The organism is Pedobacter xixiisoli (assembly GCF_900215335.1).
GTDB classification, from domain to species: domain Bacteria; phylum Bacteroidota; class Bacteroidia; order Sphingobacteriales; family Sphingobacteriaceae; genus Pedobacter; species Pedobacter xixiisoli.
In genome coordinates this window covers 322,811-336,835 of sequence record NZ_OCMT01000004.1, presented here as the reverse complement: position 1 = coordinate 336,835, position 14,025 = coordinate 322,811, and the positions used below count along the sequence as shown (strand labels likewise).

The following is a 14,025-nucleotide window of genomic DNA, read 5'->3' as shown; positions in this document are numbered from 1 at the left end:
ATTTGTTAATGAAGCGAGCTAATGCTGTTTCACGTCTATTTAGTTAAGATTGAGCTACAAAGATATTTAAAACCTTTCTAAATAACGACCGCTTCAATTATATTTTCATTTGAACTACTCCCCAATCCGAGCAAAAAACGCTTACATCAAGTAATATATTGTATGGATACGAAATTAATGAGCAAAATCATTTAATAGTTACATGTTGATAATCACCGCTTATCCAAACAACGCCGAGAATACTTCTTCAATTTTTGAAACAGTTACCAGTTCTATCTTAAATTTATCTTTGTTAATTCCTTTTAGATTATAACTTGAGATAAATATTTTTTCGAAACCTAGCTTTTCCGCTTCCAAAATCCTTTGTTCTACACGGTTAACGGCTCTAATCTCTCCAGACAAACCTACTTCTGCCGCAAAACAGATTTTAGAGGATACAGGAATATCTTCATGTGAAGAAATAATAGCGGCAACGATAGATAAATCAATGGCTGGGTCTTCTACTTTAATACCACCTGCGATGTTTAAAAATACATCTTTTGCACTTAACCGAAATCCACATCTTTTCTCCAGCACGGCTAAAAGCATGTTCATTCTTTTGGTATCAAAACCCGTTGCCGAGCGCTGCGGTGTGCCATAAGCGGAAATGCTTACCAGTGCTTGAGTTTCTATCACCATTGGCCTTGCACCTTCAATAGTTGCACCAATCGTAATCCCACCTAGCTCTTCATCACGTTGCGAAAGCAAAACTTCCGAAGGGTTGGAAACTTCCCTCAAACCATTGCCATGCATGGCATAAATACCCAACTCAGCGGCTGCACCAAATCTGTTTTTGATAGAGCGTAGAATGCGATAAATGTGATGCCTGTCGCCTTCAAACTGCAAAACGGTGTCTACCATATGCTCTAATATTTTAGGGCCGGCAATGGCGCCGTCTTTGGTAATGTGGCCAATCAAAAAAATAGGAGTGGCTGTTTCTTTCGCAAAGCGAAGTAATTCGGCTGTACACTCGCGAACCTGAGATACACTACCGGGTGTAGATTCGATGTGTGCCGAATGTAACGTTTGTATCGAGTCAATAATTAATACTTCTGGTTCTAGTTGTTCCAGTTGCTTAAAAATATTTTGCGTCGAGGTTTCAGTTAAAATAAAGCAGTCGGCTTTCGGGGTTTTGGTAATCCTTTCGGCTCGCATCTTAATCTGCTGCTCACTTTCTTCACCAGATACGTATAAAACACGCTTTTGCTTAATATTTAATGCCAATTGTAGCATCAGTGTAGATTTTCCTATCCCAGGTTCTCCACCAATTAAAGTTACGGAGCCTGGCACTAATCCTCCGCCTAAAACCCTGTCTAGCTCTTCGTCTCCTGTTGGTAACCTATCTTCGCTAGCGCTTTGAATTTCTTCCAACTTACTTGGTTTATTTACTCTCTGCGTTCCTGTAGAAGTTTTCCAAACGGCAGAATTAGCTGCAGTAGGTTTTTCAATCACTTCTTCCACGAAAGTATTCCACTCGTTACAAGATGGACATTTGCCAAGCCACTTTGCCGACTCATAGCCGCAATTCTGACAGAAATATGCTGATTTGATTTTAGCCAATTGATTTTAGATTTTAGATTGACGAGTTACGATTGATCACCGCATTATATGCTACGAATTTAGATTTAATAGCTTGGAAATGCTAGGCAAGTTTTAAACAAAAAAAGTCCCGATTCGCATCGAGACTTTTAATCTTGTTAGAGTTTTATTTCTTCATCTTTAGCAGACAAGAAGTGAAACTCCGTTAAATGATAAGAAGATACTTCTTTAACCTTTACGCGTTGCCCAAATTTGAAGAACCATTTCCATTGTAAAGAAACCAATCCTTTTTTGATAAAGGCCGCTATGTAAGGGTGCACACATAACGTAATATTTTTTTCGTTCTGCTCACGCAGGATATAGGTCATATTGCTTTCGATGTCGTCCATCAATACAATACTGGCCTTTATCTCACCAGTTCCGTCACATGTAGGGCATTTTTCTACCGTTACAATGTTCATTTCTGGTCTTACCCTTTGACGGGTTATTTGTACCAATCCAAATTTACTAGGAGGCAGAATGGTATGTTTAGCTCTGTCCAAGAGCATCAGCTCTCTCAAGTGGTCAAACAATACTTTTCTGTTGGCGGGTTTGTGCATATCAATAAAATCGATAACCACAATACCACCCATATCTCTCAGCCTTAATTGGCGGGCAATTTCTTTAGCAGCTTCTTTATTAACCTGCAGTGCATTTTCTTCTTGGTTCTCTTTGCTAGCAGTTCTATTGCCACTATTTACGTCTATAACGTGCAAAGCTTCGGTGTGTTCTACCACTAAGTAGGCACCGCCGGCCAAGTTCACAGTTTTTCCAAAACCGTTTTTAATTTGTTTTTCAACCCCAAAGTGGTCAAAAATTGGTTCTTTGTGCTTGTAATGTTTCACAATACGCTCCATCTCTGGAGAGATTTCGTGCACATAAGAACGAATGTCTTCAAATAATGCTTGGTCGTTTACATATACGTTGGTGAAATCGGTACTTAAAATATCGCGGATAAGCGTTGATGTCCTATCCATTTCACCCCAAACACGCTTAGCAGGTTCTGTTTCTGGCAGCTTTTTCATAAAGCTTTCCCATTTGGAAATAGAATCAAGTAAGTCTTTTTGTAATTCGGCAACGCCCTTTCCCTCAGAAACTGTTCTAATGATTACCCCAAAATTCTTAGGCTTAATACTTTCAATAATCTTTTTTAAACGATTACGTTCCGTATTGCTCTTGATTTTTTTAGAGATGGAAATTACATTAGAAAAAGGAACCAGCACAGTATATCTTCCTGCAATAGAAAGATCTGAACTTAATCTGGGACCTTTAGTAGAAATGGGTTCTTTGGCAATCTGTACGGGTACCAGTAAGTTTTTGCTTACAACTTCCGAGATTTTTCCCGCTTTGTTGATATCAGCTTCTAACTTAAAGTTATCCAATAAAGTGCCCTGTGTGCCGTTACGTCTAATCTTCGTTAGCTTTATCAGAGATTGAACCTGAGGGCCTAAATCAAAGTAATGCAAAAATGCATCTTTCTCGTAACCAACATCTACAAACGCAGCGTTTAGGCCGGGCATAATTTTCTTAATGCGGCCTAAATAAATATCGCCTACAGCGTAGTTGTTGTTAACGTGTTCTTTGTGAAGCTCAACAAGTTGCTTGTCTTCTATTAAAGCTATGGTTACTCCCGTGGGAGTAGAATCTATTATTAATTCTTTTACCAAAGCTACAGATTTTAAGGTTGTTACGCCTTATTAACACATGGACCAAAAAACTTTAAAAAACCAAAACTAAATGTCTTTAGAAAAGCATTTAGTTTTGGCCATACATCAAGAAAAATTATTTCTTCTTGTGTCTGTTTTTTCTTAAACGTTTTTTGCGTTTGTGCGTAGCCATTTTATGTCTTTTTCTTTTTTTACCGCTTGGCATAGTTTTAAATTTTAAATGTTTTACTAATTCTTTTTATTTTTTCAACTCAGCAACCTTCTTATCTATAAAGTTAGATAAAGTTGGATTTGCCGCTAGTTTTTTGCTTTGCAAGTAGGCATCAATTGCCTCATTGTTTTTTCCTAAACTTTCGTAGGCTGTAGCCAAATAAAAGTAAGCATCAGGAGTTGCTTTAATGTGCTGCACAATTTCTTCAAAACGTATAATTGCTTTGTCGAATTGACCAGATTTGATCGCAAACATGCCTAAATTCATGTTAGCTCTAAAGTTTTTTGGATCTTTCTTTACCACGTCTAATAGCATTGTAATACCCGCCATTGGAGCACCACCGCCATTCACCATCGTAATTCCCAATCCTGTTTTGGCATCTAAGTCTGTAGAGTCAATCTCAGTAGCCTTAGTATAAGCCAAGCTTGCTTTTTGTAACATAACAGGCTTTGCAATGCTATCCTGTGTATTATCGAAAGCCTTTAAGAAACGATCTCCAGCTTTTACCCAGTTTACCAAAGTAGATTGACCATTAGCGGCTTCCTCTAAATAAAGTGCACTAGGAATAGATTGCTCTAAATCATCCCATTTTTGGGCTAACACTTTAGCTTGATTCACTTTTTCTTCACCAGAAGCTTTTTGATAAGCCGTTTCTAATGAAGTAAATTCTTTTGCAGCGGCGTTACTAATTAAGTTTTTTGCCGTTGCTGATACCTCCGGCAAGCTTAAGCCTGGAGCTTGCGCTTCCTGCGGCATGGTTGCCGCCGTATCTTCTTTTGGCTTTACTAAACCTTTAATATCTTGGCTAAACAAAAAGCCCACAAGCAATACAATACCTGCAATAATTACTAGCTGTGTTGTGCGTGGGCTTTTCATGTTAATCAATATTAAGCCTCAGCTTTAGCTTTTTTAGTGTTGTTTTTCACTTTGTCAACAAATACTTTTGCTGGTTTAAAGCTAGGAACAAAATGCTCTGGAATAATGATGGCTGTGTTTTTAGAGATATTTCTCGCCGTTTTTTGAGCTCTCTTCTTCACTACAAAACTGCCAAAACCTCTTACGTATACATTTTCTCCTGCAATCATGTTATTCTTGATTACTTTGAAAAACGCTTCTACTGTTTCTTGAACGTCAACTTTCTCAATCCCTGTCTTTGTTGATATTTCAGCAATAATATCTGCCTTAGTCATATTTCTAAAATTAATTAATTATTGTGTGTTTTTTATTTACATCTGTTTTGGGGTTGCAAAAGTATTGCTTTTTAGCGAGATAGGAAAATAAAAGATGATTTATTTGTGCATTAGACCATCATATCATTGCAACTTTTAGCGATTTAGTGCCTTTTATTGTATTTTTGTTACAATGTCTTTTCAATCGGAAATAGTAAAATGGTACTTAAGTAATAAAAGAGATTTGCCTTGGAGGGATACTACAGATCCCTATGTCATTTGGCTTTCTGAAATTATTTTACAACAAACAAGGGTAGAGCAGGGTAAACCTTATTTCCTTAAATTTTTAGAAAACTTTCCTAATGTAAGTGCTTTTGCAAGTGCTAGCGAAGAACAAGTGCTAAAACTTTGGCAGGGCTTGGGCTACTATTCTAGAGGTAGGAATATGTTGTATACTGCCAGGTATGTTGTAGCGAATTATGGCGGCCAGTTTCCCACTAGCTATGAACAATTGATAAAGCTTAAAGGGGTAGGCAGTTATACCGCTGCGGCGATTTCTTCTTTTTCTAGTAACGAGCAACAAGCTGTGGTAGATGGAAACGTGTATCGGGTACTGTCTAGATATTTCGGTATCGAAGAGCCTATCAACTCCAATCTAGGGCAAAAAATGTTTTCTGAATTGGCCAAGGAATTGATTATTGATCAAGAGCCTGCTATTTATAATCAAGCAATCATGGAATTTGGCGCTTTACAGTGCAAACCAAAATCTCCTGTATGCAGTGAGTGCCCCGTTCAGCTTGGTTGTTATGCCTTTAAACATAAAAAGATTGATCAGCTTCCCGTTAAATTAAAAAAGGTAAAAGTTAGAAAACGATGGTTTAATTATTTTGTTGGTATTACTGGTGATGAGATCCTCACTAAGCAAAGAATGCCTGGTGATGTTTGGCAGCATCTATATGATTTTCCTCTAATTGAAACAGAGGAAGAGGTATCTATGACAAGCAATGAGTTTTTAACTCAAGTTGAAAAACTGTTTGGCAAGGACTTAGAGCTAAAAGTTTTGGAGGGCAAAAAACACATTTTAACTCACCAAATAATATATGTTCAATTTTTTGCAATAGATAATTATATTGTTAACTTTAATCAACATGCCGAAATTAAATCGGTTAAAATTGAAGCTTTTAAACAATTGCCTCATCCCAAAATTATTGGGGATTTTATTGAAAAGCATATAGACTAATCAAATATATTTATGTCAGGTATTAACAAAGTAATCTTGGTGGGCCACTTAGGAAAGGACCCCGAAGTTAGACATTTAGAAGGTGGTGTTACCGTAGCTAGTTTTCCTTTAGCCACCTCAGAAACATTTAACAAAGATGGAAGACGGGTTGAACAAACGGAGTGGCATAACATTGTGTTGTGGAGAGGCCTGGCCGAGGTAGCATCTAAATACCTTCAAAAAGGTAAATTGGTTTACATAGAGGGCAAGCTAAGAACTCGTTCTTTTGAAGATAAAGAAAGAGTAAAAAAATATGTAACAGAGGTAGTGGCAGAAAACTTTACCATGTTGGGTAGAAAGAGCGATTTTGAGCCTACGCCTGCTAACGGAATATTGCCGCCAAATAATAAAATTGAAGATGACTTCTCTACTTCAATAGATGAATCTGGAGATTTGCCATTTTAAATATCAAACTAAATCTAAACAATACAAAAGCCCCGAACAATAACTGTTCGGGGCTTCTCTATTTAATTGAAATCCGGGATAAGGTAAGCTTTTTGCTAGCGATAGCCCTATAATCCATCCGTTAAGCTAATTTTCGGTCTCCTATATTTCGGCCCGCAACGATAAGCTAAAGCACTTCCTTTGAAAGAAATGTAGGCAACCGAGATTTTTTGTTACTTTTTGATCGCAAAAAGTAAGAGCCCAGCGGCGGCGAGCTAAAAAAATATTTTAACCAATATCTAGGGTTATTTCAAATAGACCATCATTCAACCGTAACCGATTTTGCCAAGTTTCTAGGCTGATCTACGTTACAGCCTCTCATTACCGCAATATGGTATGATAGAAGTTGTAAAGGAATAGTAGCCAACAAAGGCAAGAATGCTTCACTTGCATCTGGAATTTCAATGCAATAGTCGGCCATTTTCTTCACCTCGGTATCTCCTTCTGTCACAATTGCAATTACCTGCCCTTTTCTGGCTTTTACTTCTTGGATGTTGCTAATTACTTTTTCGTAAGATGAGTTTTTAGTAGCAATAAATACCACTGGCATCTCTTCATCAATCAAAGCAATTGGACCATGTTTCATTTCTGCTGCCGGATATCCTTCTGCATGGATGTAGGAAATTTCTTTCAACTTCAACGCTCCTTCTAGCGCCACAGGGAAACCACTTCCTCGACCTAAGAAAAGACAGTTTCTTGCATCTTTAATTTTTGCCGAAACCTCTTTAATGATATCGTTAGATTGTAGGGCAATTTGTATCTTATCAGGAATACAGTCCAGCTCAGTTAGCAATTCGGTTAATTTAGAATTACTTAAAGTCCCTTTTTGTTGCGCCATGTAAAAGGCCATCAGCGTAAGCACCGTAACCTGAGCAGTAAATGCTTTAGTAGAAGCTACGCCAATTTCTGGCCCAGCATGGGTGTAAACACCAGCATGGGTGATACGAGGAATCGAAGCGCCAACTACATTACAAATACCAAAAATAGTTGCTCCTTTTTCTTTGGCCATTTCAATGGCTGCCATGGTATCTGCGGTTTCTCCAGATTGAGAAATGGCAATAACTACATCTTTTTCTGTAATGATTGGATTTCTGTATCTAAACTCAGATGCATATTCAACTTCTACGGGGATGCGGGCATATTCTTCGATCAGATACTCGCCTACCAAGCCTGCATGCCAAGAAGTACCACAAGCTACAATGATGATTCTGTCAATATTTTTAAGCTTGTCTGCAAATTCTTTGATACCGCTTAACTGTACCTTGCCTTCTTCTGGATAAATACGGCCTCTCATGCAATCGCGGATAGAGCGAGGCTGCTCATAAATTTCTTTTAGCATGAAATGCTCATAGCCGCCTTTTTCTAGCATTTCTAGCTTAAGTTCCAACTCTTGGATGTATGGGGTTTGAACCACGTTGTCCAAACGCTTAATCTCTAGCTCATCTCTTTTTAAGAAAGCAATTTCGTTATCATTTAGATAGATTACATTCTTGGTATATTCTACAATAGGTGTTGCGTCTGAAGCAATAAAGTATTCTCCTTGGCCAACACCAATTACCATCGGACTGCCTTTTCTTGCGGCAATTAGCTGGTTTGGATTTTCTTCGTCCATAATGACGATGGCGTAAGCTCCAGTTACTTCATTTAGTGCTAAACGCACCGCTTCGGTTAAGTCAATTTTGTTGTTTTGATAGATGTCTTCAACCAGATGAATTAAGACTTCGGTGTCGGTATCACTGCTAAAAGTATGGCCTCTAGAAATGAGCTCTTCTTTTAAGGTGGCATAGTTTTCTATGATGCCATTGTGGATGATACTTAGGTTTCCTTTTTGAGAGGTGTGAGGGTGCGAATTTCTATCAGAAGGTGCGCCGTGGGTAGCCCAGCGGGTATGTCCCATGCCAATAGTGCCTGCAAGGTTTTTATCTGCCGAGAAATCTTCAAGCTCTTTTACCTTTCCGGCTTTCTTATAGATGTTCAAATTTTCTTGGTCAATCAACGCAATTCCTGCGCTATCATATCCTCTATATTCGAGTCTTTTTAGACCTTTTAAAACGATAGGCCAAGCTTCTCTAAAGCCTATATAGCCAACAATTCCACACATGTTATTCGGGGGGTTAAAATATAAATCGCCCTAAAGTATTCCTTTAGGGCGATTTAATCAAACGTTTGCGTAAAATTTTTGCTAATTTACTTTGGTGTAATAAATATTCAATTTAATAACCTTTTCTCCCGCTGCGGGGTTCTTCTTGAAGCTGCCGATTATTGCACGGGAAGCCGTTGTAAAAGGTGAAGTAAATTGGAATGTAGAAGAAGGTGTTACGGCTAAGAAAGTTCCGTAGTCTTCAGTTTTTCCATCTAACAAATCTTGTACATAAGCGGTAACTGTAAACACATATCTTTTGTTAACAGAATCAAAGTAACCGCCAAAGCTTCCGCCTAAATTAACTGCAGAACGTGGATCTCCTGCGGTGGTAACTCCATCGCCTGTATCATTATCTGGTACGTTTCTACGTTGCCCAGCAATATCAAATCTATACAACGCTAAACGAGGGGCAGCTCTAAAAGGAGCCACATCTGTACCGCTTTTTAAATCAATGATCAATTCTGCCTTGTTAACTACCATTTTGCCCACTTCAGTTCTCATTTTTTTCAAATAAGGAAAAGCAAGTTTAGTTCTTAAGCCACCCAAAGGTTGCAAATAGGTTTCTGTATACTGAAAATTGGTATTGTCGTCAAGTTGAGTCTTGGCGGCTGTACCAGAATAATCATGGCTAACATTTGCTGCTACTGGACCAGAGCTGTTTGAAATAGGGAAGTTGACTGAAACCGTATCTGTCGCTGTTGTTGTAGTAGCATTTTGCTTTCTGTAGTATAATACTAGGCCAGAAGTAGAAGTAGTTGGAGTGGTACTTGCAAAGTTAAAAAACATCATTCCTTTGCCAGTTTGATTCCTGATCTTCAAGCTAAGTCCTTTAAATGCTTCTTGAAAATAAGAGTTGTATTTCAATGAAGCTGCATTTAAGCTTACCAAATTATTCGTAATAAACGTATTATCTAGCTTTAACCGAATTTGAGGCGTAACATTCTTTACAGTGTCCTTTGCTCCTGTCAGTACATCCGTTACTTTAATCGGTGTAGTAGGATAAATTTTACCATTGTAGCTTGCTAATACGTTACCTTGAGTAGCATATTCTGGATTTGAGCTTAGATAAGAGGTCTCTTTTGCCAAGTTCTTTTGAAGCTGCTTTACATCGAAGGTATAATTTGCTGTACTATCGCCATAAAACTCACCAGCAAAATTTAGAACTAAAACCGCAGAATCTAAAACTGCCGCAGTTCCAAAACTGTAAGCTTCGTTAGGGATATTAACCGAAAAAGCTAGGCTAGATTCGGTCTTGCCTAACTCTGGGTCGCTGATGTAACCAAAAGGATAGCCACTCAAGCCAAGTGTAGAAATAGCGTCATCTCTTACTGTCTTAGAAGAAATAGTAGCGGTATCAATCAAATTCCCTTGTATGGCTGTAGCTGGATCAACCTCTAAACCAATTGTAGACGTGTTTTCGCATGAAGCGAAAAGAAAAAGACTTATCAACAGGGTTAATAAGTCTAATTTTAAAAATCTCATATTTATAATTAAATAAGCTTTTATTATGCTATAGAAACCAATTCATCACTAGTAACTTCTTCATAAAAAGAATAGAAGTTGTCGTAATTTTCGGTTAAATTAAAGGCTAAAGTTGGCTTATTAGAATCTTTAACAAATTTTAACACAGCATCGTCAACCTTCTCATCTGCAAAAACTACTGCATCAGAGTGAGTGATAGCGCCTATATGTAAGCTATTGCAGTCACCCGGAGCAAATGCTTTAGTGTCATCAGCAGTCATGTGGTTCATGATTGCTTTTTTATGAAAATCTGCATTTAACTTTTCACCAAAACAGTTCTCGTAAACAGAGTAAACCACTTTAGAGTTCTTGAAAGTTGGGTCGTTTTTGTACGTAGTCTTAATGTAAGCTGGTACTAATGAAGTCATCCAACCGTGGCAGTGTACCACATCCGGCGACCAGCCTAGTTTTTTAACTGTTTCCAAAGCGCCCTTGCAGAAAAAGATTGTTCTTTCGTCGTTGTCTGCATAGAACTTGTTTTCCTTATCCCTAAACACGTATTTTCTGTGGAAATAATCTTCATTATCCAAGAAATATACTTGCATACGAGCCGCTGGTATAGACGCCACCTTGATGATTAAAGGGTTGTCGTTGTCATCAATGATGATGTTCATCCCAGATAATCGGATTACCTCGTGTAGTCTGTTTCTTCTTTCATTAATGTTACCGAACTTAGGCATCAAGATGCGGATTTCGAATCCTTTTTCTTGCATAGCCTGTGGCAGTTGACGGGTAATTTCTGAAATTTTAGTGACTTCGAGGAAAGGCGACATCTCATGGGTAATAATCAGTAGCTTCGTTTTTGCCATCTCCATATATTATAAATTACTGTTAATTTAAAGATTATCAAGGGGCAAAGGTACGGAAAATATTAATATTTATCAATATCTTGCTGTTAGGGCTTTGTAAGTAGCACAGAAATGTACAATTTAGCAGCCTCAAAACAAGACAAGATATTGGAAGTTATAGCAACCGTTGCCGAACTTGAAAGCTCGCTTAAGCCTTTAAAGGCAAAAGGATTGAAAATAGCATTGGTGCCTACCATGGGTGCTTTGCATAATGGTCACCTTTCGTTAATTGCCGAAGCACAAAAAAAAGCAGATATAGTAGTTTGCAGCATTTTTGTAAACCCAACGCAATTTACCGACCCTAAGGACTTGGAGAAATACCCACGTCCGTTGGAGCACGATATAAAAATGCTAACCGAGGCTGGCTGCAATTTTGTGTTCATGCCTGCCGTGAAAGAAATGTACCCTAATTATCCTACACCAGAAAACTGGGCAATAGATTTAGGTAGTGCAGAGTTTGTGTTAGAAGGCGAATTTAGAAAAGGTCACTATCAAGGCGTTACCCAAATCGTGTTTAAATTATTTGATGCCGTAAAACCAGATGTGGCCTTTTTCGGTCAAAAAGATTTTCAGCAAGTGCTGATGATTAAAAACATGGTGGCGGTGTTAAATCTTGAAGTGCAAATAGTAACCTGTCCTATTATAAGAGAAAATGATGGTTTGGCCATGAGCTCTAGAAACATCCATCTTAGCGAAGCAGACAGGGCGCATTCTTTAGTGTTAAGTAAGGCATTGTTCTTTATCGAAGAAAACTACGCTGATAAATCTATAGCGGAATTGTTGGCAGAGGCTAAGGCTATTGTGAACACGATAACTGGCGTAGAATTAGATTATCTTACCATTGTAGATGGCGATACTTTGTTGCCTATCAAAGAAAAGACACACAAAAATACCGTGGCTTTGGTAGCGGCTAAAGTTGGCGAAACAAGGCTGATCGATAATGTGATTATTAATTAATGACTGGTTGGGTTGGTGAATAGTTAATAGATTGGATTTATAGCCGTGGACCATTAACCTTAAGCTTTTACCACCTTAGACACCTAAGAAAACGTTAGACTTAAAAGCGCAAGTATCTTGGTTGGTTTAAATGTGACTTTAAACTGAAAACTGTTTAATGAAAACTGAAAACTTAATTACTAACTTTGCAGCATGATTATCGAGATTCTAAAATCGAAAATACACCGTGTAAGGGTAACCCAAGCCGAGTTAAATTATGTAGGTAGCATTACCATTGATGAGGATTTAATGGATGCCGCTAACATTATTGCTAATGAAAAAGTGCAAATCGTTAACAACAATAACGGCGAGCGTTTTGAGACTTATGTGATTAAAGGCGAGAGAGGCTCGGGTGCTATTTGCTTAAATGGAGCTGCCGCAAGAAGAGTGCAAATTGGCGATATTTTGATCATTATATCTTACGGTTCTTTGCCTATAGAAGAGGCTAAAAAGTATGAACCGATATTGGTTTTCCCAGACGATAACAATAGGTTGTTAAAGTAGCATTTACTTCTACTTTTTATTTGCTTCGTTTTCATTAGAAAATGTTTGTTGGTGCACTGTGGCTTCTGTAGTCCCGCTTTTACTTTTATCTTTTTGATGCCGAAGCACAAACCTAATAGGTTTACTTGCATCATATCTATTAAAACCTATGAGGTTTCCACCTCCAAAAAGGATAACCGTTCAATCGGGTTTAATTAACTTAAGCCTGCCTATAACAGCTAAGTCTTCCTGCAAAACTGCATAGTGACTTTGCGTCCCCAAGCTAATCAAAAACTGCCTTAATGTTTGCTCAGAATTAAAAACTGATAAGTTTGATCAAATCGGCAAAGCACGAAACTCCAAAGGTCAGTCATTAGCTTTTCTTAGCTCGTTCTAAACAGACAAAGAGAAAAATTTTGTTATAAATTTGTTATGTTTGCATAGTATTATGTGAAAAATAATATCTTTGAAACTAACCAATATACCTTTAGCATTATGCATTTTGAACTAAGCGAAGAGCAGCAAATGATTAAACAAGCTGCAAGGGATTTTGCCCAAAATGAATTAAAACCTGGAGTAATAGAAAGAGACGAACATCAGAAATTTCCTGCTGAGCAAGTAAAAAGTATGGGTGAGCTCGGCTTTTTAGGAATGATGGTGGACCCAAAATACAACGGGGGCGGCATGGATACGGTTTCCTATACCTTGGTGATGGAAGAATTATCGAAGGTGGACGCCTCTGCTTCGGTAGTGGTATCGGTAAACAATTCGTTGGTTTGCTATGGCTTAGAGAAATATGGTACAGAAGAGCAAAAGGAGAAATACCTGAAGCCTTTGGCGTCTGGAGCACAAATTGGCGCTTTCTGCCTTTCGGAGCCGGAAGCTGGTTCTGATGCTACTTCGCAACAAACTACGGCAGAAGATAAAGGCGATTACTACTTATTAAACGGGACCAAAAACTGGATCACTAACGGAAGTACAGCCAGCACTTATTTGGTAATTGCGCAAACACATAAAGAACTTAAACATAAAGGCATCAATGCATTTATTGTAGAGAAAGGTACGCCTGGCTTTACCATTGGGCCTAAAGAAAATAAATTAGGCATTAGGGGTTCTGATACACATTCTTTAATGTTCAATGACGTGAAAGTCCCTAAAGAAAACCGCATTGGTGAAGATGGCTTTGGGTTTAAGTTTGCCATGAAGACCTTAGAAGGTGGACGGATCGGTATTGCCGCACAGGCCTTGGGCATTGCTGCCGGAGCCTACGAGTTGGCATTGGCTTATGCCAAAGAGCGTAAATCTTTTGGAAAACCTATTGCAGACCACCAAGCCATTGCTTTTAAATTGGCAGATATGGCTACGCAAATTGAAGCAGCAAGATTATTGGTTCATAAGGCCGCTTGGTTAAAAGACCAAGGCTTATCATACACTTTGGAGGGCTCCATGGCTAAGTTATTTGCGAGTAAAGTGGCGATGGATGTGACCGTAGAAGCAGTACAAATACATGGCGGTTACGGTTTTGTGAAAGAATATCACGTAGAACGCTTAATGAGAGATGCCAAGATTACACAGATTTACGAGGGAACTTCTGAAATACAAAAGCTGGTCATTAGCAGAAGCATTTTAGCTTAGTTTTTTAACCAC

At 38.3% G+C, this 14,025-nt stretch carries 12 protein-coding genes; 5 read left to right on the top strand and 7 right to left on the bottom strand.

Annotated elements, in window-relative coordinates; genetic code table 11:
- Positions 1-219: 219 nt before the first annotated feature.
- The 4 genes from radA to CRO54_RS17595 all read right to left on the bottom strand — a co-directional run bounded on the left by radA (position 220) and on the right by CRO54_RS17595 (position 4,685).
- Positions 220-1,599 (bottom strand): DNA repair protein RadA, encoded by a 1,380-nt coding sequence (gene radA, locus CRO54_RS17610; protein WP_097133394.1) that lies wholly within the window; start codon positions 1,597-1,599, stop codon positions 220-222.
- Positions 1,600-1,736: 137 nt separating this feature from the next.
- Complete coding sequence (locus CRO54_RS17605) at positions 1,737-3,284, bottom strand: Rne/Rng family ribonuclease (RefSeq protein WP_097133393.1); 1,548 nt, start codon at positions 3,282-3,284, stop codon at positions 1,737-1,739.
- 238 nt (positions 3,285-3,522) lie between these two features.
- Positions 3,523-4,371 carry a tetratricopeptide repeat protein gene (locus CRO54_RS17600; RefSeq protein ID WP_138765862.1) on the bottom strand — a complete coding sequence of 283 codons (849 nt, stop codon included), beginning with the start codon at positions 4,369-4,371 and terminating at the stop codon, positions 3,523-3,525.
- Positions 4,372-4,382: 11 nt separating this feature from the next.
- Positions 4,383-4,685, bottom strand: a complete 303-nt coding sequence (locus CRO54_RS17595) for an HU family DNA-binding protein (protein ID WP_097133391.1) — start codon at positions 4,683-4,685, stop codon at positions 4,383-4,385.
- Between the two features lie 172 nt (positions 4,686-4,857).
- Here CRO54_RS17595 and mutY point away from each other — a divergent pair, with 172 nt between their 5' ends.
- Both mutY and CRO54_RS17585 read left to right on the top strand, forming a co-directional pair.
- A complete protein-coding gene (gene mutY, locus CRO54_RS17590; RefSeq protein ID WP_097133390.1) occupies positions 4,858-5,904 on the top strand; it encodes an A/G-specific adenine glycosylase in 1,047 nt (348 codons plus the stop codon).
- Between the two features lie 12 nt (positions 5,905-5,916).
- Positions 5,917-6,348: a single-stranded DNA-binding protein gene (locus CRO54_RS17585; protein WP_097133389.1), complete on the top strand. Its 432-nt coding sequence runs from the start codon at positions 5,917-5,919 to the stop codon at positions 6,346-6,348.
- A gap of 301 nt (positions 6,349-6,649) precedes the next feature.
- Here the strand turns inward: CRO54_RS17585 and glmS are convergent, their stop codons facing one another.
- The 3 genes from glmS to CRO54_RS17570 all read right to left on the bottom strand — a co-directional run bounded on the left by glmS (position 6,650) and on the right by CRO54_RS17570 (position 10,860).
- On the bottom strand, positions 6,650-8,488 hold the full coding sequence (gene glmS / locus CRO54_RS17580) for a glutamine--fructose-6-phosphate transaminase (isomerizing) (RefSeq protein ID WP_097133388.1): 1,839 nt from the start codon (positions 8,486-8,488) through the stop codon (positions 6,650-6,652).
- Positions 8,489-8,569: 81 nt separating this feature from the next.
- Positions 8,570-10,012: a DUF4270 family protein gene (locus tag CRO54_RS17575; protein WP_097133387.1), complete on the bottom strand. Its 1,443-nt coding sequence runs from the start codon at positions 10,010-10,012 to the stop codon at positions 8,570-8,572.
- A gap of 23 nt (positions 10,013-10,035) precedes the next feature.
- Positions 10,036-10,860 (bottom strand): glycogen/starch synthase, encoded by an 825-nt coding sequence (locus CRO54_RS17570; RefSeq protein ID WP_097133789.1) that lies wholly within the window; start codon positions 10,858-10,860, stop codon positions 10,036-10,038.
- Between the two features lie 111 nt (positions 10,861-10,971).
- Here CRO54_RS17570 and panC point away from each other — a divergent pair, with 111 nt between their 5' ends.
- The 3 genes from panC to CRO54_RS17555 all read left to right on the top strand — a co-directional run bounded on the left by panC (position 10,972) and on the right by CRO54_RS17555 (position 14,013).
- A complete protein-coding gene (gene panC / locus CRO54_RS17565; RefSeq protein WP_240775162.1) occupies positions 10,972-11,856 on the top strand; it encodes a pantoate--beta-alanine ligase in 885 nt (294 codons plus the stop codon).
- Between the two features lie 192 nt (positions 11,857-12,048).
- Positions 12,049-12,399, top strand: a complete 351-nt coding sequence (panD, locus tag CRO54_RS17560) for an aspartate 1-decarboxylase (protein WP_097133386.1) — start codon at positions 12,049-12,051, stop codon at positions 12,397-12,399.
- A 474-nt stretch (positions 12,400-12,873) separates the two neighbouring features.
- Entirely contained in the window at positions 12,874-14,013 is a 1,140-nt protein-coding gene (locus tag CRO54_RS17555; RefSeq protein ID WP_097133787.1) for an acyl-CoA dehydrogenase, read from the top strand.
- Positions 14,014-14,025: the final 12 nt, after the last annotated feature.